At 69.1% G+C, this 19,696-nt stretch carries 17 protein-coding genes; 9 read left to right on the top strand and 8 right to left on the bottom strand.

All coding sequences use genetic code 11. The features are described from left to right. Positions 1-42: 42 nt before the first annotated feature. Entirely contained in the window at positions 43-516 is a 474-nt protein-coding gene (locus AB0M87_RS15635) for a VOC family protein (protein ID WP_365852995.1), read from the bottom strand. Positions 517-703: 187 nt separating this feature from the next. Here AB0M87_RS15635 and AB0M87_RS15630 point away from each other — a divergent pair, with 187 nt between their 5' ends. Further along, positions 704-1,591 carry an SGNH/GDSL hydrolase family protein gene (locus AB0M87_RS15630; protein WP_365852993.1) on the top strand — a complete coding sequence of 296 codons (888 nt, stop codon included), beginning with the start codon at positions 704-706 and terminating at the stop codon, positions 1,589-1,591. A gap of 199 nt (positions 1,592-1,790) precedes the next feature. Continuing rightward, positions 1,791-3,584: a cellulase family glycosylhydrolase gene (locus AB0M87_RS15625; RefSeq protein WP_365852991.1), complete on the top strand. Its 1,794-nt coding sequence runs from the start codon at positions 1,791-1,793 to the stop codon at positions 3,582-3,584. Positions 3,585-3,634: 50 nt separating this feature from the next. Here the strand turns inward: AB0M87_RS15625 and AB0M87_RS15620 are convergent, their stop codons facing one another. Continuing rightward, on the bottom strand, positions 3,635-4,093 hold the full coding sequence (locus AB0M87_RS15620; RefSeq protein ID WP_365852990.1) for a DUF5990 family protein: 459 nt from the start codon (positions 4,091-4,093) through the stop codon (positions 3,635-3,637). A 157-nt stretch (positions 4,094-4,250) separates the two neighbouring features. Here AB0M87_RS15620 and AB0M87_RS15615 point away from each other — a divergent pair, with 157 nt between their 5' ends. From AB0M87_RS15615 to AB0M87_RS15605, 3 genes are all read left to right on the top strand, one after another. Then, positions 4,251-5,732, top strand: a complete 1,482-nt coding sequence (locus AB0M87_RS15615) for a glycoside hydrolase family 76 protein (protein ID WP_365852988.1) — start codon at positions 4,251-4,253, stop codon at positions 5,730-5,732. 169 nt (positions 5,733-5,901) lie between these two features. Continuing rightward, positions 5,902-6,720, top strand: a complete 819-nt coding sequence (locus AB0M87_RS15610; RefSeq protein WP_365852986.1) for an endonuclease — start codon at positions 5,902-5,904, stop codon at positions 6,718-6,720. Between the two features lie 166 nt (positions 6,721-6,886). Next, entirely contained in the window at positions 6,887-7,657 is a 771-nt protein-coding gene (locus tag AB0M87_RS15605) for a hypothetical protein (protein ID WP_365852984.1), read from the top strand. Between the two features lie 4 nt (positions 7,658-7,661). On the opposite strand, the gene AB0M87_RS15600 is transcribed toward AB0M87_RS15605, so the two are convergent. After that, positions 7,662-8,888: a hypothetical protein gene (locus AB0M87_RS15600; RefSeq protein ID WP_365852982.1), complete on the bottom strand. Its 1,227-nt coding sequence runs from the start codon at positions 8,886-8,888 to the stop codon at positions 7,662-7,664. A gap of 174 nt (positions 8,889-9,062) precedes the next feature. On the opposite strand from AB0M87_RS15600, the gene AB0M87_RS15595 reads away from it, so the two are divergent. Beyond that, positions 9,063-9,920, top strand: a complete 858-nt coding sequence (locus AB0M87_RS15595) for an endo alpha-1,4 polygalactosaminidase (protein ID WP_365852980.1) — start codon at positions 9,063-9,065, stop codon at positions 9,918-9,920. An 18-nt stretch (positions 9,921-9,938) separates the two neighbouring features. Here AB0M87_RS15595 and AB0M87_RS15590 read toward each other — a convergent pair whose 3' ends face one another. Further along, positions 9,939-11,351 (bottom strand): PHB depolymerase family esterase, encoded by a 1,413-nt coding sequence (locus tag AB0M87_RS15590; protein ID WP_365853425.1) that lies wholly within the window; start codon positions 11,349-11,351, stop codon positions 9,939-9,941. Between the two features lie 416 nt (positions 11,352-11,767). On the opposite strand from AB0M87_RS15590, the gene AB0M87_RS15585 reads away from it, so the two are divergent. The 3 genes from AB0M87_RS15585 to AB0M87_RS15575 all read left to right on the top strand — a co-directional run bounded on the left by AB0M87_RS15585 (position 11,768) and on the right by AB0M87_RS15575 (position 16,144). Then, on the top strand, positions 11,768-12,589 hold the full coding sequence (locus AB0M87_RS15585) for a 3-hydroxybutyrate dehydrogenase (protein ID WP_365852978.1): 822 nt from the start codon (positions 11,768-11,770) through the stop codon (positions 12,587-12,589). Positions 12,590-12,674: 85 nt separating this feature from the next. Then, positions 12,675-14,099 carry an MFS transporter gene (locus AB0M87_RS15580; RefSeq protein ID WP_365852976.1) on the top strand — a complete coding sequence of 475 codons (1,425 nt, stop codon included), beginning with the start codon at positions 12,675-12,677 and terminating at the stop codon, positions 14,097-14,099. Positions 14,100-14,179: 80 nt separating this feature from the next. Further along, positions 14,180-16,144: a GAF domain-containing protein gene (locus tag AB0M87_RS15575; RefSeq protein ID WP_365853423.1), complete on the top strand. Its 1,965-nt coding sequence runs from the start codon at positions 14,180-14,182 to the stop codon at positions 16,142-16,144. A gap of 12 nt (positions 16,145-16,156) precedes the next feature. Here the strand turns inward: AB0M87_RS15575 and AB0M87_RS15570 are convergent, their stop codons facing one another. From AB0M87_RS15570 to AB0M87_RS15555, 4 genes are all read right to left on the bottom strand, one after another. Next, the gene (locus AB0M87_RS15570) at positions 16,157-17,161 is read right to left on the bottom strand and encodes a branched-chain amino acid ABC transporter permease (protein ID WP_365853421.1); all 1,005 of its coding nucleotides are present in this window, start codon (positions 17,159-17,161) and stop codon (positions 16,157-16,159) included. Positions 17,162-17,268: 107 nt separating this feature from the next. Then, on the bottom strand, positions 17,269-18,156 hold the full coding sequence (locus tag AB0M87_RS15565; protein ID WP_365852974.1) for a branched-chain amino acid ABC transporter permease: 888 nt from the start codon (positions 18,154-18,156) through the stop codon (positions 17,269-17,271). Continuing rightward, positions 18,156-18,914, bottom strand: coding sequence for an ABC transporter ATP-binding protein (locus AB0M87_RS15560; protein WP_365852972.1), 759 nt, complete (start codon positions 18,912-18,914; stop codon positions 18,156-18,158). Before AB0M87_RS15560 ends, AB0M87_RS15565 begins: the two co-directional genes overlap by 1 nt. Continuing rightward, positions 18,911-19,687, bottom strand: coding sequence for an ABC transporter ATP-binding protein (locus tag AB0M87_RS15555; protein ID WP_365852970.1), 777 nt, complete (start codon positions 19,685-19,687; stop codon positions 18,911-18,913). The genes AB0M87_RS15560 and AB0M87_RS15555 overlap by 4 nt, the downstream gene beginning before the upstream one ends. Positions 19,688-19,696: the final 9 nt, after the last annotated feature.

Genomic DNA, 19,696 nt, shown 5'->3' with positions numbered 1-19,696 from the left:
CGGACGGGGCGGGCGTCAGTGGGACCGCAGTGCCGATCATGCTCAGGCCGCGTCGGCGGCCGCCTGAAGGGCCGCCAGGTCGATCTTCTTCATTCCGAGCATCGCCTTCATCGCGCGCTGGCCGCGGGCATTGTCCGGGTCGCTCAGCAGGTCGTTCATCCCTTCCGGGACGACCTGCCAGGACAACCCGTACTTGTCCTTCAGCCATCCGCACGGGCCCTCCTCCCCGCCTTCGGAGAGCTTGCTCCAGTAGCGGTCCACCTCCTCCTGGTCGGCGCAGGTGATCATCAGTGAGATCGCCTCGTCGAAGGTGAACTGCGGACCTCCGTTGATCGCGATGTAGTCCTGGCCGTCGAGAGAGAAGTCGACGGTCAGCACCATGCCGGCCGGGCGGGGGCCGGCTTCTCCGTAGTAGGTGACGTTCTTGATCTTCGAGTTGGGAAAGACCGACACATAGAAGTTGGCGGCCTCCTCGCTCTCGGTGTCGAACCAGAGGTTGGGCGTGATCCGGGGCATGGCACTCTCTCCTGCTGTTGTCGGGAACGCGGTCTGTCATCTGTTCCGACTCCCGTGCCGCCGGAAACTCATCGCGAGGAGCAGCGGTACGCGAACCGCTCCGAGTAGTCCGGTCCGCAATCTACTCACCGTGGCTACCAGGCAGTAGCGTCAACGGGGTTCTCCACCCGACACCGCTGGAGGCTCCATGCGCGCAGCACTGCTCAGACCCGCCCGGATCGCCCTGACGACGGCGCTGTTCGCCGCCGTGGCGCTGTTCGGTACCGAGACATCGGCCTCGGCATCGGACGCCGCGTCGCCGCATCAACCCCCGCGTTACTACCTGGCGCTGGGCGACTCGCTGGCCGCCGGCTATCAGACGCTGCCCGGCGGGGGGCATGTGACCGGCCGCGGTTACGCACAGGACATCGCCCGGACGATGTCCGCCCGGGCCTCGACCGCCGGCCGGCCGTTCGACTTCGTCGGGCTCGGCTGTCCCGGTGAGACGACCGGCTCCATGATCAACGGTGGCTGCCCGTATCCCCACCCGTACACCGACCCGCAACTGGCCCACGCCGTCGGCTTCCTGCGCGCCCACCACGACGACCGGACCGTCGTGACCCTGGACATCGGCGCCAATGACGTCGACAGCTGTATGACCGGTGGAGCCATCGATATCAGGTGCACGGTGACCGGCATAGGCACGGTCCGTACGGGACTCGACACGATCCTGGACCGCCTGAAGGCCGTCGCAGGCCCGCACACCCGGATCGTCGGCATGAACCTCTACGACCCCTATCTGGCAGCGTGGCTGACGGCCTCCCAGGGCCGGACGGCCGCTGCGCTCTCGGTGCCGCTGGGGGATGCGCTGAACGCCACCATCGGCCTGGCCGACGCCGCGCACGGAGTGCCGACCGCCGATGTCGCCGCGGCCTTCCGTACCAATTCCTTCCTGCCGCTCACCTCGTTCAACGGGCAGAAGCTGCCGTTGAACGTCACCCGCGTACTGCAGTGGACCAATATGGCGCGCGGCGACATCCATGCCAACGACACGGGCTATCAGGTGATCGCGGACACCTTCCTCAGAAAGTTCTGATCGCAGTCGGATTCCGCACCTCTGCGGAGGACTTCAGCCGGCGCCACCGACCGGGCGCCGGCCGGTCCGTCGCTCCCTCGGCGCGGCTCGCGGTATTGACGTGTCCATGGCTTCGAGCTTTGATGGCCGAACGCGAAGCGATGGGAGCGCTCCCACCTTCCGATCGCCCGCCCCCACTCCCGAGAGAGGAACCATGGACATGCCCCACCCTCTCCGTAGCTTCCGAAGAGCCGCCAGGACGGCGGTCGTACTGGCGGCCGCCCTGCTGCTGCCGTTGGCGGGTGTCCAAGCGGCGCAGGCCGCCGGTGCGGCAGTTCCGGGCGACGGCTACTGGCACACCAGCGGCCGGCAGATCCTGGACTCCCATGACGCCCCGGTGCGCATCGCCGGGATCAACTGGTTCGGATTCGAGACAGCCGATCACGTGGCCCACGGTCTCTGGTCCCGTGACTACAAGAGCATGATCGACCAGATGAAGTCGCTGCACTACAACACCATCCGGCTGCCCTACAGCGACGACATCTTTCGCGGCACCGAGCCGTCCAGCATCAACTTCTCCGCCGGCATGAACGGTGACCTGCAGGGTCTGGACTCGCTCCAGGTGATGGACAAGATCGTCGACTACGCGGGCCGGACCGGGATGAAGGTCATCCTGGACCGGCACCGGCCGGACGCGAGCGGGCAGTCGGCACTCTGGTACACGACGTCGGTGCCCGAGTCGACCTGGATCGCCGATCTGAAGGAGATGGCCGCCCGGTACGACGGGAACGACGCGGTGATCGGCATCGACCTCCACAACGAGCCGCACGATCCCGCCTGCTGGGGCTGCGGTGACGTGACCAAGGACTGGCGGCTGGCGGCCGAACGCGCGGGGAACGCGGTGCAGTCGGTCAACCCGGAGCTGCTGATCTTCGTCGAGGGCGTGCAGACCTTCGGAGGTGACTCCGGCTGGTGGGGCGGCAACCTCGAGGGCGTGGCGCAGCATCCGGTGGAACTCGACGTGGCGCACCGCGTCGTCTACTCGGCGCACGACTACGCGACCAGTGTGTCCCAGCAGCCGTGGTTCACCGACCCGTCATTCCCCGCCAATATGCCCGGTGTCTGGGACAAGTACTGGGGCTATGTCTTCAAGCAGAACATCGCACCGGTGTGGATCGGCGAGTTCGGCACTACGCTCCAGCCCGCCGTGGACCGGCAGTGGCTTTCCGCCCTGGCCGACTACCTGCGCCCGACCGCCGAGTACGGCGCCGACAGTTTCTCGTGGACCTTCTGGTCGTGGAACCCGAACTCGGGCGACACCGGAGGCATCCTCAAGGACGACTGGTCGACCGTCGATACGGTCAAGGACGGCTATCTGGCGGACATCAAGGCGCCGGGCTTCGGTGGCGGCGGAGGCGCCGGTGACGTCCAGGCGCCGAGCGCGCCGACCGCTCTGCAGGTCACCGGCATTACCAGCAGTTCGATCTCACTGTCCTGGACGGCCGGCTCCGACGACACCGGCGTCACCGGCTACGACATCTACCGCGGCTCCAGCAACGCCGGCACCGCGGCCGGCGCCAGCTACACCGATTCCGGCCTGGCGTCCGGAACCCCGTACACATACAGCGTCCGGGCACGCGACGCGGCGGGTAACACCTCGGCGGCCTCGACCACCGTCACGGTCACGACCAGTGGTTCCGGCGGCGGCGCCGATGCCGTGTGCACCGCGGCCTATGCCGTCACCAGCGACTGGGGTGCCGGATTCACTGCCGACGTGACGGTGACCAATAACGGCACGGCTCCGATTTCGTCGTGGCGGGTGACGTGGGGCTGGGCCGGCGACCAGCAGGTGACCGGCATATGGAACGCCACCTACACCCGGACCGGGAAAACCGTCACGGCGAAGAACGTCGATCACAACGGAGCCGCCGCAGCGGGAGGCCATGCCGACTTCGGGTTCCAGGGGACCCCGGGCGCCGGCGGCGTCCCGGAGCTGAGCTGCACGGCTTCCTGACCGACGCTCGACCGGGGGGAGCGGCGGGTACTGCCGCACGGCAGCCGCGGTCACTCGGGCGGCTCGGCCGACCAGGTGATCCGCGGCGGCCGGACCGAGGCGCACACCGGCTGCCCCTCGGCATCGGTGAGTCGCAGCCTCCCGGTGAGACGGCCGGACCACACGGCGGCGTCGAGCACCTCGGGCGGCACGGCGTCGAGCATCAGCTTGGCCCTGCGGAACATGACGGCGCGTCCGCTCTCGTCGAGAGTGACCCAGGAGAGATAGACGAACCGGCCACCCAGACGGTTCTGGACGTACGGCCCCGTCAGGGCGACGTCCCCCGCGTCAGTGGTGACCGTGCAGTCCAGGGTCCAGGCGGCGGACGCACTGTCCCCGGGATGCAGGCCGATCACCTCGTCCGGTCGGTTCCTGGCCTGGACGCCCACGTGGATGTCGTCGGCATCGGCGAAGTCGGTAGCGGCACAGGTGCGGCCCGGGAGGGCGGACGCCTCGATACGGATCTGCATGAGGCCATTGTCGGGCCACCGCGGGCCGGACATCACGCACGACCGTTCCATGCCCGCTGATTGACGTGTACCTGCCGCGTCGAGGACTATGGAGAGCGCTCTCACTCCCCGCCCCTTGCTCCCGCCCCCACGGTCGTGAACTTCTCGGAGGTTCCATATGGAAGCGAGACGGCTGCTGGTCGCAGCCCTTGCCTGTGCGCTCTGGACAACGTTGTCGGCCTCGGCGGACGCGGAACCGGTCGCCCCGGTGGCTGCCGCGGAAGCAAACACAGCGATCTGCAACACCTACTGCGACGGACGCGATCCCGGTCTCTCCGCGCAGGACCGGACGCCGGTCGCCGCGGGGCTCTTCGCACGAACGCTGGCGCTGCACTTCGACGACCAGGACGCGATGGGCTGGGCATCGATCGACAACGGCGGTCCGGGGGACGAGGTGTGGATCGACCGGTCCTTCGACGGTGGCCGCACGTGGGCGTCAGGCAGCCGTCTCGGCGACACCTCGGTGCCCCCGGGCCGACGTGGCTGGCGCACCCTCATGCAGAACGTGGACGACTGGAACGGCCGGGGCATCGGCGCGCTGCGCGCCTGCGGAAAGGCCGGTGACCGCTCCGACATCGCCTGCACGCCCTGGGCCCGCTCCACCTGGAACGCCGGAAACCGCCGCACCGCTGCGGCCACCGCGCTGATGCAGTTCTACGACTACGGCACCGGCCTCTTCGACACGACCGGGTGGTGGAACTCCGCGAACGCGCTCACCGCGCTGATCGACAACATCCGGGTGACCGGGATGCCCAGTTACACGTACGCCATCGCCCGGACCTACGACCTGGACATCACCGCTCAACAAGGCCAGTTCCGCAATGACTACATCGACGACACCGGATGGTGGGGACTTGCCTGGGTAGCGGCATACGACCTCACCGGGGACAGCCGCTACCTCAGCACAGCGCGCGCGGACGCCGACGACATGGCCTCGTACTGGGACAGCACCTGCGGTGGTGGCGTGTGGTGGAGCACGGCGAGAACGGTCAAGAACGCCATCCCCAACTCCCTGTACATCCAGCTCAATGCGGCGCTGCACAACCGCATCCCCGGCGACACCACGTATCTGCAGCGGGCGCGCGCGGACTGGTCCTGGTTCCAGCAGACCGGGATGGTGAACCCGGGCCATCTGGTCAACGACGGCATCAGTCTGTCGACCTGCAAGAACAACGGAAGCACCGTGTGGTCCTACAACCAGGGCGTACTCGTCGGAGGCCTCAGTGAGTTGTACCGGGCGACGAACGACACATCGGTACTGACCGCCGCACGGCAGATCGCGGATGCCGCCACCACCTCCCCGGTGCTCAACTCGGCGGACGGAACCCTGACCGACCCCTGTGAGAGCGGGGACTGCGGCGCCGACGGGCCCTCCTTCAAAGGGGCGGATGTCCGCGGCCTGGGCAAGCTCGACAGCCTGTTGGCCGACCATCCCTACACCTCGTATCTGGAGCGCCAGGCAGATCACGCCCACACCTCGGACCGTAATGCCCTGGATCAGTACGGACTGCGCTGGAAGGGGCCGCTGGACAGGGCGGACGCCGCGCGGCAGCAGAGTGCGCTCGACCTGATGAACGCGGCTCCCCAGCCCACCGGCTGAGCCCGTGGGGGCTCCCGTGCGTACCGCGGAGTGTGAGCGCAGGGGGAGATCGCCATCCGACCGTTCCGCGGTCTTCACCTCCCGGCACGGGCGGTGTGGGATTGTCCCTCGAGACCATCAACCGTCAATGCCGTGCTCCAGCACGGCAGTTGGAGAGGACACACCCCACATGTCCCGTATTCCGGCCACCAGATGGATAGCCGCCGCCGCGGTCGCGGCCGCGGCGGTTCTGAGCGCGGCGCCCCCCACCTTCGCGGCGCATGCGGTGAGCGCCGCGCTGTCACGGCCGACCGCGCGCACCCTGGATGACACCTACTACGCGGATGCCGAGGGCAAGACCGGCGCAGCGCTCAAGTCCGCCCTGCACACGATCATCAGCGCCCAGTCCACGGTGTCCTACAGCCAGGTCTGGACCGCCCTGCAGAAGACCGACCAGGATCCCGCCGACCCGGCCGACGTGATCGAGCTGTACACCGGCCGTTCCGTACCGAAGACCAGCAACGGCGGCAGCACGGGCGACTGGAACCGGGAGCACGTCTGGGCGAAGTCGCACGGCGACTTCGGCACGGCCACCGGTCCCGGCACCGATCTGCACCACCTGCGGCCCGCGGACGTCGCGGTGAACGGAGTCCGGGGCAACAAGGACTTCGACAACGGCGGTTCCCAGGTGTCCGGCGCGCCGGGCAACAAGACGGACGCCGACTCGTTCGAGCCGCGGGACGCGGTCAAGGGCGATGTGGCCCGCATGATCCTCTACATGGCCGTGCGATACGACGGCGGTGACGGCTTCCCCGACCTCGAACCCAACGACAAGGTCGACAACGGTTCTGCCCCGGCGATCGGCCGCCTCAGTGTGCTCGAGCAGTGGAGCCTGCAGGACCCGCCGGACGCCTTCGAGGAGCACCGCAACGACGTTATTTACACCGACTACCAGCACAACCGCAATCCGTTCATAGACCACCCCGAGTGGGTCGCGTCGATCTGGTGAGTGGAGCGGCCGGCCGGTAGCCGGCAACAGTTCGGGCCCGTGCAGTGCACCGCTGCGCGGGCCCGACGTCGTGCTGATGTGGTGGCGTGCCGTTCATGCCTTGCGGGCCGTCCGGCGCCCCGACCGGATAAGTTGCCCCTTTACGGGGCGGAACGGAAGGGTCGGTATGGGTCACTGGCTGCACCGGAACATCGTTGAGCCGGGCAAACTGCCGCTGCTGCTGGCCCTCGTCTCGTTCGTTCTGTCCTTTCTGATCGTGCGCACCATCGCTCGTCTCATCAGGGCGGGCCATGGACCGTTCCGCAATGTGTCACCCGGCGGGCTCCATGTTCATCACGTGGTTCCCGGCGTGGTGCTGGTGGTCGTCGGCGGCTTCGGCGCGGTGACCAGCGGCATGTTCGGTGTCGGAGCCTCGGTCTGCGCCGTGCTGTTCGGTACGGGGGCGGGGCTGGTCCTCGACGAGTTCGCCCTGCTGCTCCACCTGGACGACGTGTACTGGAGCGAGCAGGGCCGCAAGAGCATCGAGATCGTGGTGCTCACCGCGGCGCTGGTGGCGCTGGTGCTCGGCGGATTCCTGCCGTTCGGAGTCAACGACGTCAGTCCGCAGGAGAAACAGAACCGCGCGGCGATCATCGTCGACGGCCTGGTGAACTTCTGTTTCGCCCTCATCGCCCTGGCCAAGGGCAAACCGCGGACCGCGCTGATCGGTGCGGTGGTTCCCTTCGTCGCCCTGATCGGGGCGATCCGGCTGGCGAAGCCGGGATCCGTGTGGTCGAAGCGCTGGTACAGGCGCCGTCCCCGGACCCGTGCCCGGGCCGCTCTTCGTGCCTTCCGGCACGACCGGCGCTGGGCCGGGCCCCGGCGCCGCGCCCAGGAGCTGATCGGTGGTGCCCCGGACCCGGCCGGGCGCACCCGCGATCCCGGACCGCCGCGCTGATCTCTCAGGTCCGGAGGAAGCTGTTCCAGCCGCCGGCCGGGGCCTGGCCGACGTTGAGGGTGCGGAGTTTGGCGAGGACCTGCGGATCCTGCACGTCGAGCCAGTCGACGAATTGCCTGAAGGAGACGAGCTTTACGTCGCTCTTGTCGTAGATGCCGGTCAGGACGTTCTCCACCGCATCCATGTAGATCCCGCCGTTCCATTCCTCGAAGTGGTTCCCGATGAAGAGGGGGGCGCGATTGGTCGTGTACGCGCGTTGGAAACCGGCGAGGTAGGATTCGGTGGCTTGTTTGCGCCAGCCGGGATAGTTGGCGACGGGACCACGCGTCGAATTCTTGGACTGATTGGCGAGGATGTTGTAGTCCATGGACAGGACTTCGAAGGAATGGCCGGGAAAGGGAATTCCCTGCAGCGGCAGGTCCCACAGACCGCCTCGTTTGACCGGCCACGTCTGTCGGCCACCGGGGGAACTGGCGTCGTAACGCCACCCGAGCCGGGAGGCCGTGGGGAGCAGGTTGTCCTGCCCGAGGAGACACGGGGTACGGGAGCCGACGAGTTCCTTCTCGTAGTCGAAGGGCAGCGGTTCCAGATCGTGCCAGCCGGTGTTGGTACGCCAGTGGTTGACGAATGACTTGGCCTGCTCGATTTCGCTCGACCACTGGGCGGGCGTCCAGTTCGCGACCGACCCGCTCCCGGAGCAGAAGTGCCCGTTGTAGTGGGTTCCGATCTCGTGGCCTTCCAGCCATGCCTGACGGGTGTACTTGAGGGTGAGCTTGATGTGCTCATCGGTGAGGTACCCGATGTCCGAAGCACCGACCGGGTTGTTGGGGGGGCGGTAGAGGTTCTTCTTCGATTCCGGCACCAGATAGAGCCCGGAAAGGAAGAACGTCATGGCCGCGTTGTGCTGTTTCGCCAGTTCGAGAAAGCGCGGGAAGAGGCCGTTTCCGACTTCGCCCGCGCCGTCCCAGGAGAAGATGACGAACTGCGGTGGCGTCTGCCCCGGTTCGAGGGGGACCGGAGGGTCCGGCTGGTGCGGCTGCTTTCCGGTGTCGGCGGTCGAACCGTCACCGATGAGCCGTACTGAACTCGTGGGGGCGGCGGCGCCGGACTCCGCACGTCCGTTCTTCTCCGGAAGGGTCGCGGTCTTGCTGCTGTCGCAGCCCCCGAGGGCGATGGCGGCGACGGCTCCGAGCCCCGCACTCAGAACGCTTCGTCGGCTGGCTTCTGACATACCGCTCCCTTCACGCCCCTTCCACGCGGGCGTTTTTCTCGGGTTCTATTAATGTGATTACCTGAAAGTCATACCGGCTCCGTTGGATCGCTCCGGACACGCCGCGCTGAACGGCGCGAGGGAGCACTCGCGCGGCGTAACGGCTGGTGACCGGACCGACGAAAGCTGCCCTCTTTGCTCTCCGTGATCCGTCGGTCCGCCGGCGTCCTTCTGGTGCTCACTCTCGCCGGGTGCTCCGCAGGTCCCATCGGTTCCGGAGATTCCGGTGCGGGAGATGCCGGTCAGGGGTCAACGGCCGCGACGGGGAAGGTCGTTCGCCGGCCCCACGCCGACGCCGCTTTCGACTATCAACTGGGCGGCGCCTATACGCCTCCTGCCGGGACCCGGGCCGTCTCCCGCGACCGCAGCGCGCCGCCGGTGCCGGGCCTGTACAACATCTGCTACGTGAACGCCTTTCAGTCTCAGCCCGGGGAAGCGGTGGACTGGTGGAAGCGGAACCATCCGCGGCTGCTGCTGCGCGACGACGCCGGAAAGCCGGTCACCGATACGGACTGGGACGAACCGCTGCTCGACATCTCCACCGGTTCGAAGCGCAGTGACCTCGCAGACATTGTGGGTGGCTGGATCGATGGCTGCGCCGCAGCGGGTTTTGATGCCGTGGAACCCGACAATCTGGATTCCTACGAGCGGTCACGAGGTCTTCTCACGTCGGACGACGCGCTGGCCTTCGCGGAACTCCTGGCACATCGGGCGCACCGGAAAGGTCTGGCGATCGCGCAGAAGAACACCGCTGACCTCGTCGGCAGACATGCCCGAGCCGGGTTCGATTTCGCCGTCGTGGAGGAATGCGGCAGCTATCACGAGTGCGCCGACTTCGCCGGGGCGTACGACGGCCGGGTCTTCGACGTGGAGTACCGGCTGAAGGACTTCGACACGGCCTGCCGCTCCTGGGGCGGTCAGCTGTCGATCACCTTGCGAGACCGTGCTGTCGTCCCGGCCGGCCAGGAGGGTTACATCCACCGGGGCTGCTGAAGCCGGGACGACGGGCGGTCAGGAGGGGCAGCCGGAGTCGGCGATCACGTAGTAGCCCGGGGCAGTCCGCGCGAGGGTGTGCCGGACGAAGACGTTGTAGAGCCCCATGTTCTGATCGGATCCGTTCGCGTAGGTGTAGCCACCGCTCTGGTGGGCCCGGCCGGCCGCTACGTGGTCGTAGTTGGTGTCCGTGAAACACTGCGGCTTGCTACCGGTCGTCGTCGCCGTGACCGCGGTCGACGACGCGCCGACGGCGCCTCCGGCATCGACTGCGGCGACGGTGTAGCGGTAACTGGCTCCGCCGCTCAGCCCGGTGTCGGTGAACGACGTCCCGGTGACCGATCCGGCCGCCGTGCCATCGCGGTAGACGGTGTACGCTGCCGCGCCGTCCACCGCGTCCCAGGCCAGGGACACCGTCGTATCGGTGGTTGCGCCGACCTCCACACCGGTGGGGGCGGGCAGCGAACCCGTACCACCGCCGTCGGCTGACCCGTCGAGTCCCCAGAACAGGGCGGTGTAGTAGGTCGAGCAGATGGAGTTGATGTAGTACGAGCCGGTCGTGCCGCACTGGTCCGTGCCCGACCCGGGCTGCACCGCGAGCCCGTGGGCCATGCCGGAGATCGAGTAGAGCTCGACAGCAGGTTGACCCGTCCCGTCGTCGTAACTGCTCAGGGTGGTCCCTCCGGGCAGACTCCGGGTGCTGGACGCGGTCTGGCCGATGCCCCACACATTCGTCCACTGATCGCGGAGTTCGCCGGCGTTCACCGGGTTCACCGTGGTGTCGGACGACCCCTGCCAGATGGCGACGCGGGGCCACGGACCGGTGTAACCGGGGTGGGAACCGCGTACCTTGTCGCCCCATTGCGAGGGCGACAGTCTCTGGTCGCTGTACTGACAGCCGGAGGCCGCCGCCGACGTGGTGGCGCACTGCGCGGGCAGCCCCGAATCCACCGCGCCGCCGGCGAAGACGTCCGGATAGTCGGCGAGCAGATCGGCGGTCATACCTCCGCCGGCGGACAGCCCGGTGACGAATATCCGGTGGCTGTCGGAGCCGTGCTGGGTTTCGGCCGCGTTCACCATCTGCCGGACGGAAGCGGCTTCGCCCTTGTCGCGGGTGTCCTTGGTGGCGTCGAACCAGCTGAAGCACGACAGCGCGTTGTTGGTCGAGTCGGTCTGCGGAAAGACCACTTCGAAGCCCCACAGGTCGGCGTACTTCTGCCACCCCGAGTGCGTGTAGTAGTCCTCCGCCGACTGGGTGCAGCCGTGCAGGGCGACGACCAGGGGCGCGTCGGCCGGCAGATCTGCCGGGGTATAGGTGTACATCGTGAGGTGCCCCGGATTCGAACCGAAACCGGTGACCTGCTGGAAGGTACCTGCGGCTGCGGCAGCCGGGGGTGCACCAGCCATGGTGCCGAGACCGGCGACGACCATACTGAGGACTGCGGTGAGGGTGAGGCGTCGGAAGACGTCGCGCGGGCGGAACGAGCGCATGGCGGACTCCTGTTGGTGGGGAGCGTCGGCAGGCGACGTCGCGTCACCGGAGGGGGCGTTGCGGTACGCCGGCCCCGGCCACGGAAGCCACTGACGCCGGAACGTACGACCGTTCGCTGCGCACCGCATATATGACGGCCCGATACGGCTCCTTCGGCCTCCGTGTCGGCCCCGGCCATGGTGGGAGCCCGGCCCATGCCGTAAAGAGGTGAGACCCGGTGCCGGGACCACCGCGTGATCGCCGGGCGAGCGCCTCGGATACGCCGGCGACATGGCGCCGAACACCACCTCGAGCCCGGTCACTGTGGTAGTCGGCCACGTGTGCCCGGACTCCCATCGTTCCTAGCGTGTCGGCCATGGAAAGTACCCAGAAATCCGGTAGCGGTTCCGGCCGGGTCACCGAGCCCGATGCCACCGTCCCGGTCGCCGGCGCCCGCTTCCTGGAAGGCAGGACAGCCTTGGTCACCGGAGCGGCCAGTGGCATCGGGCGGTCCTGTGCACGCGTTTTCGCGGCAGCCGGCGCCACCGTGTACGTGGTGGACCGGACCGGGGAGGCGGCCAAGAGCGTCGCCGAAGAGATCGGTGGCAGCGCCTACGTCGTCGACCTCGCCGACCCCGACCGTGTCGACACCCTGCCTGTCGACGCGGACATCGTGATCAACAACGCCGGGCTTCAGCACATCGCGCCCATCCACGAGTTCCCACCGGAGCGGTTCGCCCTCATCCAGCGGGTGATGGTGGAGGCGCCGTTCCGCATCCTCCGCCGGACTCTGCCCCATATGTACGCACAGCGATGGGGCCGGATCGTCAACATCTCGTCGGTCCACGGACTGCGCGCCAGCGCCTACAAATCGGCCTACGTGGCCGCCAAACACGCCCTCGAGGGGCTCAGCAAGGTCGCCGCGCTGGAAGGCGCCCCGCATGGGGTGACCAGCAACTGTGTGAACCCCGGCTATGTGCGCACCCCTCTGGTCGAGCAGCAGATCGCCACCCAGGCCCGTGCCCACGGCGTCCCGCCGGATGAGGTCATCGAGAAGGTGATGCTCGAACGCAGCGCGCTGAAGCGGCTGATCGAACCGGCAGAGGTCGCGCAGGCCGCCCTGTGGCTGTGCTCCCCGCACACCGGCTACCTCACCGGTGCCTCACTGCCCTTGGACGGCGGCTGGACGGCCGGCTGAACGGCAGGGTCCGCCGACGGGCCCATGACACGACCTCGTACGACGACAACCACCCACGTCCCCACCCCTCCAGAATGGTGTCCTCATGGCCAGCGCCGCCGTGCACTCTCCCCACGAACCCACCGAACCCGGGAAACCCACTGAGCCGGCCGCACTGCGCCGAGTCGTGGCGGCGAGCCTCGTCGGTACGACCGTCGAGTGGTACGACTACTTTCTCTACGGCTCGGCCGCGGCACTCGTCTTCGGGCATGTCTTCTTCCCCGAGTCCGACCCGCTCACCGGCACACTGCTCTCCTTCCTCACCTACGCCATCGGTTTCGCGGCCCGGCCACTGGGAGCCATGGTCTTCGGCCACTTCGGTGACCGGATCGGCCGCAAGAAACTCCTGGTGATCAGTCTGCTGATGATGGGCGGTGCCACCATGCTCATCGGCTGCGTCCCCGGCTACCGGACGATCGGCGTCGCCGCCCCGGTCCTGCTCACCGCGCTGCGCCTCATCCAGGGCTTCGCACTCGGCGGGGAGTGGGGCGGTGCCGTGCTGCTGGTCTCCGAGCACGGAGACGCGAAGCGTCGGGGCTTCTGGGCATCCTGGCCGCAGGGCGGCGCGCCCGCGGGCAATCTGATAGCCGTAGGTGTCCTGTCGCTGATGACGACCTTCCAGAGCGACGAGGCATTCGTGGCCTGGGGCTGGCGCATCCCGTTCCTGCTCTCCGCCGTCCTGGTCGGCGTCGGCCTGTGGGTCCGCCTGTCGGTCGACGAGTCCCCGGTGTTCAAGGCGGCGCTGGCCAAGGCCGAAAAGCGCAAGGCCGAGGAAGGAGCGGCTGAGCAGCCACCGGTACTGGCCGTGCTGCGCCACCACTGGCGGGACGTGCTGGTCGCCATGGGCGCCCGGATGGCGGAGAACATCTCGTACTACGTGATCACGACGTTCGTGCTCACCTACTGCGTGGAACACCTCGGGATCGAGAAGCAGACGGCGCTCAACGCGGTCCTCATCGGCTCCGCGGTGCAGTTCTGCCTGATTCCGCTGTTCGGAGCACTCTCGGACCGGATCGGCCGCAAGCCGGTCTATCTGGTCGGTGCGGTGGGCGTCGGAGCCTGGTCATGGGCGTTCTTCGGACTGCTGGACACCAAGTCGTTTCCGGCCCTGGTCCTGGCTATCACCGTCGGCCTGATCTTCCACAGCGCCATGTACGCCCCGCAGGCGGCGTTCTTCTCCGAACTCTTCGCCACCCGCATGCGGTACTCCGGTGCCTCCATCGGCGCCCAGTTCGCGTCCGTCGCGGCCGGGGCGCCGGCGCCCCTCATCGCGGTGGCGCTGCTCCAGTCCTACGGGAATTCCACGCCGATCTCCGTCTACGTCGGCCTGGCCGCCGTCATCACCGTGATCGCTCTGATCGCCGCGCGGGAGACTCGCGGCCGCGACCTCGCCCAGGTCACTGGCACCTCGGCCCTGCACAGCTCGGCGAGGCCGGCGGTCTCGGAGAGCCCTGAAGTCACGTCCGCCTGAGGTCCGCGTCGGGGAGGGCCAGCCGCCCCTCCCCATTTCCACGTCCCTGCGGCACGATGGTTCCCCTCATGCCTGAACACATGTCCGAGCAGACCCCGACATCCGAGCAGAACGGGCACGTCGCCCTCTCCGGGCCTGTGCACCGCCTGCTGGAGCTCCTTGCCGACGACGCACCCGCCGAGGAGTTCGGTGCCGTTGCCGCGGCTGCCCGCACCGGCGGCGCGAGTCCGCAGGAACTCTCCGAGATCGAAAAGGCCACCGCGACCGCCCTGCGCATCCGGCGCGCCCTGCGGCAGCACCGGCGGCGCGAGATGGAACTCAGCGCGCTGTTCGACACGGCCGGCGATCTCGCGGCTCTACGGGACCTGGACGCCGTACTCAGGTCGATCGTCCGCCGGGCCAGACTGCTGCTCGGCACGGACACGGCCTACCTGACCCTCCCCGACGAGGAAGCCGGGGACACCTACATGCGGGTGACCGACGGCTCGGTGTCGCCGCTCTTCCAGAACCTGCGACTGGAACTCGGCGAGGGCCTCGGCGGGCTGGTGGCACAGACCGCACGCCCGTACGCCACCCCGGACTACCGCACCGACCAGCGCTTCCACCACACCGGCAATATCGACGCCGGCGTGGTCGACGAGGGGCTCGTCGGGATCCTCGGGGTGCCGCTGCTGCTCGGTTCCCGGGAAAACCGGGGCGGCAAGGTCATCGGGGCGCTCTTCGCCGCCGACCGGTCACCGCGCCCTTTCAGCCCCGACGAGGTCGCCCTGCTGTGCTCCCTCGCCGCGCACGCCGCCATCGCGATCGACACGGCCGGCGCGATCGCGGACTCCCGCGCCGCGCTCGCCGATCTGGCCGACGCCAATGCCGTCATCCGCGAACACTCCGCGGCCATGCAGCGCGCCGAGGAAGCCCATGACCGGCTCACCGACCTCGTGCTGCGCGGCGGCGACCTCACGGAAGTCGCCACCGCGGTGGCGAAGCTGCTGGACGGCGCCCTGACCATTCACGACAGTGAGGGCCGCAACCTCGCAGCGGTCCGACCCGACGGCAGCGCCTTCACGGAGACCGCGACCGATGCGGCGCGGGCGGCCAGTGCCACCCAGGCATCGCTCTCCGCGGGCCGCCCCGTGTACCGGGACGCGACCTGGACCTGTGCGGTCCTCGCAGGTCCAAGGCTGCTCGGCAGCCTGACACTGCACGACCGTCCGCACCTCGACGACCCGGACCGGCGGCTGTTCGAGCGCGCCGGTGTCATCACCGCTCTGCTCCTGCTGCTGCGCCACTCAGTGGCCGAGACGGAGAACCGGGTCCGCGGCGAGCTGATCGCCGACCTGCTGGCCGCACCCGATCGTGACCCGGGCGCGCTGGTCGGGCGCGGGCGCCGGCTCGGCATCGACCTGGAGCAGCCGCATCTGCTGCTGGTCGCGGAAGCCGTCGGCTGCGCGCAGGAGAAGCTGCCCGGTGCGGCCGTGCAGTATCTGTTCGGCAGCGACAGCATCAGCGCCGAGCACTCCGGAGCCGCGGTGCTGCTCGTCAGGGATGACCGGCCGCCCGGAGAGGCGGCCAGGGCGGCGGCTGCTCAGCTCGCCCATCTCGTCGGGGCTCCGGTGACCGTGGGAGCCACCGGCCCCGCCGCCGGGCCCCGGGCCATCGCGGCCGCCCACGCGGAGGCGGCCCGCTGCCTGCGCGCCCTGCAGGCGCTGGGCCGGGTGGGGGACGGCGCCGGCGTCCTGGAGCTCGGCTTCGTCGGTGTTCTGCTGGGCGACTCCCGTGACGTGTCCGGCTTCGTCAACGCCACCCTCGGATCCCTCCTCGAGTACGACGCCCGGCGGGGCACCGCCCTGGTCCGCACCCTGGAGGCGTACTTCGCCAGCGGCGGGAGCCTCACCCGCGCCAAAGACGTGCTGCACGTCCACGTCAACACGGTCGTGCAGCGGCTCGACCGGATCCAGGCGCTGCTCGGAGCCGACTGGAACAGTGCCGAACGCGCACTGGAACTCCGCCTGGCCCTACGGCTGCACCTACTGGCCCTGGGCCAGTAGGTGCAGCCGGGCTCACCCGGGGCGCCGGCGGGTGGCGCGTGCGGTGCGTACGCGCTCGGGTATGCGCACCACACCCCCCGGGAACACCTGGACGACCACCACGAAGACGGCCCCGAGCAGGAACAGCGGCTGGGACAGCGGCACCCGGAGCACCGCGGGAAGGCCCGCGACCGGGCCCGAGCCGGCCAGGTCGCCGAGCCGGTGGTCGGCCCAGGTGTAGAGCACGCCACCGATGAGCGGCCCCCAGCGCGAACCCGATCCACCCAGGACCACCATGACCAGCAGGGACAGGGTGAAGTCCGACGTGGTGGTCTGCGGGGTGGCGCCGCCGGTGAGCAGCAGATGGACGATGCCGCCGAGCGAGGCCAGCGCCCCGGCCAGCACGAAGGCCACCAGTTTGAAGCCGTAAGGCCGCAGTCCGAGCACCTCCACCCGGCCCTCGTTCTCCTTGATGCCCTCCCACACCCGCCCGGTCGGCGAGCTGACCGCCCAGTGCACGGCGGCCAGCGTGAACACCAAGTAGGCCACCGCGATCCAGTAGAGGTTCACGGTGTGCTCGATGCCGACCAGGGAGGCGGGCAGCCGGTCGGCAGGCACCGCGCGGCCCTCCTCGCCGCCCGTGATACCGCCCGGGTTACGTTCGGCGAGGATGGATCCCGCCTGGGCGAACGCCAGGGTGACCATGGAGAACCGGATTCCGCTCACCCGCAGACTTACCGAACCGAGCAGGGCTGCCAGCGCGACTCCGAAGAGCAGACCGAGCAGAGCCGAGACCCCGAAGGGCAGCCCGGCTTCGAGCATGATCGTGTCGGTGGCGTAGGAGCCGGCTGCGAAGTACAGAGCATGACCGAACGAGAGCAGTCCGGTACGGCCGAGCAGCAGATCGTATCCGGTGGCCAGCGCGCCGAACACAAGGCAGAGGGCCAGGAGTTGGAGATTTCCCGCGCTGCCGATGGGACCGTCGAGCAGCCCCGGGAGCGGCAGCGCGCTGTAGGGCGCGGCAATCAGCGCGGCCAGGGCCGCGACAGGCCACCAGCGAGCGAGGTGACAGCTCCTCTCACCACGGTCGGGCGCCGGGACGGGCTTCGTCTGCGGATGTGGTTGATCGGCTGTCCGAGTGGCAGTCACAGGAGTCTCCCGGTGAGGCCGCGGGGGCGGGTGAGCAGCAGCGCGGCGAGCAGGACGACGACGGAGAGGTCGCCTAGCCCTGCGGTGGTGTAGTAGTTGGCGAACTGCTGAACCAGACCGACCACGACGGAGGCCAGGGCACAGCCGGTCGTGGAGCCCATCCCGCCCATCACGACCACCACGAAGGCGAAGATCAGCAGCGAAGTGCCCTGTCCCGGATCGACGGATCCGAAGTAGAGGCCGCCGAGGGCGCCGGCCAGTGCCGCGGCCGCTCCACCGATGGCGAAGACCAGCGTGAAGGCCTTGCGGACGTCGATACCCAGCGCTGTCACCATGGCCCGGTCCTCGACGCCGGCCCGCACCACGAGGCCGTGACGGGTGCGGGCCAGGAAAACCTTCAGCGCCACCAGCACCAGCAGGGCGGCCGCGATCAGCACCAGACGATTGACCGGTATACGGGCGCCGCCCAGTGCGAAGGTACCGGCCAGGGCGCGCGGGCCGGGGAACGGGCGGGCGTCCGCCCCCCAGATCGCCGAGAGCAGCGCGGGGACGGCCAGACCCACTCCGACAGTGGCGAGGACCTGGTCGCGCGGCCGGGTGTAGAGCGGGCGTATCACCGCGAGTTCGAGCAGTACGGCCGCGGCAGTGCCGACGGCAGTGCCGAAGACCACCGCGAGGAGGAAACCGGCACCACCGGGCCCGGCGCCCGGGAGCCGGCCGGAGGACGCCCACCAGGTGGCGTACGCACCCACCGAAAGCAGCGCACCGTGAGCGAAATTGAGCACGTCCATCAGTCCGAAGATCAGTGACAGACCGGAGGCGACCAGGAAGTACAGGGCGCCCAGCCCCAGGCCGGTGAAGACGAGCAGGACGGCAGTGGACATCAGGGGCTCGCCTCCGTGGTCGCGGTCGCCGGGCCGTGCGCGGAGTTGTCGCCGACACCCAGCAGCCGGCGGGTCGCGCCGGCGTCCGACAGCAACGCGGCGACCGGTCCCCGGTGTGCCGTGCGGCCGTCGGCGAGCACGGCGCAGTGCGTCGCGAGGCGGCGGACCACCGCGAGGTTCTGCTCCACCAGGAGGATCGGCACCGCCTCGGCGGCTCGCTCCAGTACCTGTGCGACCTCGGTGACGACCTTGGGCGCCAGGCCCTTGGTCGGCTCGTCGGCGATGATCAGCCGGTTGGCGTTCAGCAGGGTGCGGGCGATCGCCACCATCTGCTGCTGCCCGCCCGACAGGGTGCCCGCGGCCTGGCGCGCACGCTGCCGCAGCTCCGGGAAGAGCTCGTACACCAGTGCATACGCGGGTTCCCCGGTGTCCCGGCGCTCGGCGAGCCGGAGATTCTCGGCGACGGTCAGTGCCGCGAACACCCCGCGGTCCTCCGGCGCGTACCCGACTCCGCGACGGACCAGCGCATGGGTGGCCAGCCGTACGGTCTCCCTGCCGTCGAGCAGCACGCTGCCGCGCCGCGGGACGAGACCGACGACCGCGCGCACCGTGGTCGTCTTGCCCGCCCCGTTGCGACCCAGCAGCGCGGTGACCCCGCTCGCCGCGACATCGAGGTCGACGCCGTGCAGGATGTGCCGGCCGCCCACGATGACCCGCAGGCCACGAACGCTGAGCCGGGCGGTGCCGGACGAGGTCACAACGACTCCCCGAGATAGGCCTCTTGGACGAGGGGATCTTTCATCACGGCCTGCGGTGTGTTCGCGACCAGCAGCGTCCCGTGATGCATGACAGCCAGCCGGTCGGCCAGCCCCAGCAGCACAGCCATATGGTGTTCGACCATCAGTACGGTGCGGCCCTCGTCCTGATGCAGCGAGCTGATCAGGCGTGTCAACGCCGGCACCTCCTCCGCGCTGACCCCGGCCATCGGTTCGTCCAGCAGCATCAGCCGTGGCTCGCCGACGAGCAGTACCGCCAGTTCCAGCTTGCGTTTCTCACCGTGCGACAGTGCGCCGGCGGGAGTGTCGGCCCGGTGGGCCAGCCCGGTCCGCTCGAGTGTCTGCCTGACCCGGTCCGGGAAGCCGGCGGCCCGACGCCAGATCCGCAGAGATCCGCCGGTCGCCGCCTGCGCGGCGAGCCGCACATGATCGGCCACTGTCATGGCGGGCCACAGGCTCGACGTCTGGAAGGTACGGCCGAGACCCGCCCGGGCGCGGGCGTGCACCGGTCCGTTCGTCACGTCGACGCCGTCGAGTTCGATCGTGCCGCGGGAGACCGGGATGAGTCCGCTGATCAGATTGAAGAGGGAGGTCTTCCCGGCACCGTTGGGACCGATGAAGGCGACGAACTCGCCTTCGCGGACATCGAGCGAGACGTCGTCGATGATGACCGCGCCGCCGACGGCCCAGCCCAGTCGGCTGAGCCGCAGTACCGGGCCACCGGCGGAGCCGTCGGCCGCTTCGGTGGTGCCCACCGGCGCTCT

Source organism: Streptomyces sp. NPDC051320, from assembly GCF_040682175.1.
In the GTDB taxonomy this organism is placed as follows: Bacteria; Actinomycetota; Actinomycetes; order Streptomycetales; family Streptomycetaceae; genus Streptomyces.
This window is presented reverse-complemented; position numbering and strand designations above follow the sequence as displayed.

Excerpts from the sequence above, each read along its gene's own strand:
- AB0M87_RS15580 (WP_365852976.1), top strand. The coding sequence starts at position 12,675 with ATGGCCAGCGCCGCCGTGCACTCTCCCCACGAACCCACCGAACCCGGG.
- AB0M87_RS15575 (WP_365853423.1), top strand. The coding sequence starts at position 14,180 with ATGTCCGAGCAGACCCCGACATCCGAGCAGAACGGGCACGTCGCCCTC.
- AB0M87_RS15600 (WP_365852982.1), bottom strand. The coding sequence starts at position 8,888 with ATGTCAGAAGCCAGCCGACGAAGCGTTCTGAGTGCGGGGCTCGGAGCC.
- AB0M87_RS15635 (WP_365852995.1), bottom strand. The coding sequence starts at position 516 with ATGCCCCGGATCACGCCCAACCTCTGGTTCGACACCGAGAGCGAGGAG.
- AB0M87_RS15615 (WP_365852988.1), top strand. The coding sequence starts at position 4,251 with ATGGAAGCGAGACGGCTGCTGGTCGCAGCCCTTGCCTGTGCGCTCTGG.
- AB0M87_RS15625 (WP_365852991.1), top strand. The coding sequence starts at position 1,791 with ATGCCCCACCCTCTCCGTAGCTTCCGAAGAGCCGCCAGGACGGCGGTC.
- AB0M87_RS15610 (WP_365852986.1), top strand. The coding sequence starts at position 5,902 with ATGTCCCGTATTCCGGCCACCAGATGGATAGCCGCCGCCGCGGTCGCG.
- AB0M87_RS15630 (WP_365852993.1), top strand. The coding sequence starts at position 704 with ATGCGCGCAGCACTGCTCAGACCCGCCCGGATCGCCCTGACGACGGCG.
- AB0M87_RS15590 (WP_365853425.1), bottom strand. The coding sequence starts at position 11,351 with ATGGTCGTCGCCGGTCTCGGCACCATGGCTGGTGCACCCCCGGCTGCC.
- AB0M87_RS15565 (WP_365852974.1), bottom strand. The coding sequence starts at position 18,156 with ATGTCCACTGCCGTCCTGCTCGTCTTCACCGGCCTGGGGCTGGGCGCC.
- AB0M87_RS15605 (WP_365852984.1), top strand. The coding sequence starts at position 6,887 with ATGGGTCACTGGCTGCACCGGAACATCGTTGAGCCGGGCAAACTGCCG.
- AB0M87_RS15620 (WP_365852990.1), bottom strand. The coding sequence starts at position 4,093 with ATGCAGATCCGTATCGAGGCGTCCGCCCTCCCGGGCCGCACCTGTGCC.
- AB0M87_RS15585 (WP_365852978.1), top strand. The coding sequence starts at position 11,768 with ATGGAAAGTACCCAGAAATCCGGTAGCGGTTCCGGCCGGGTCACCGAG.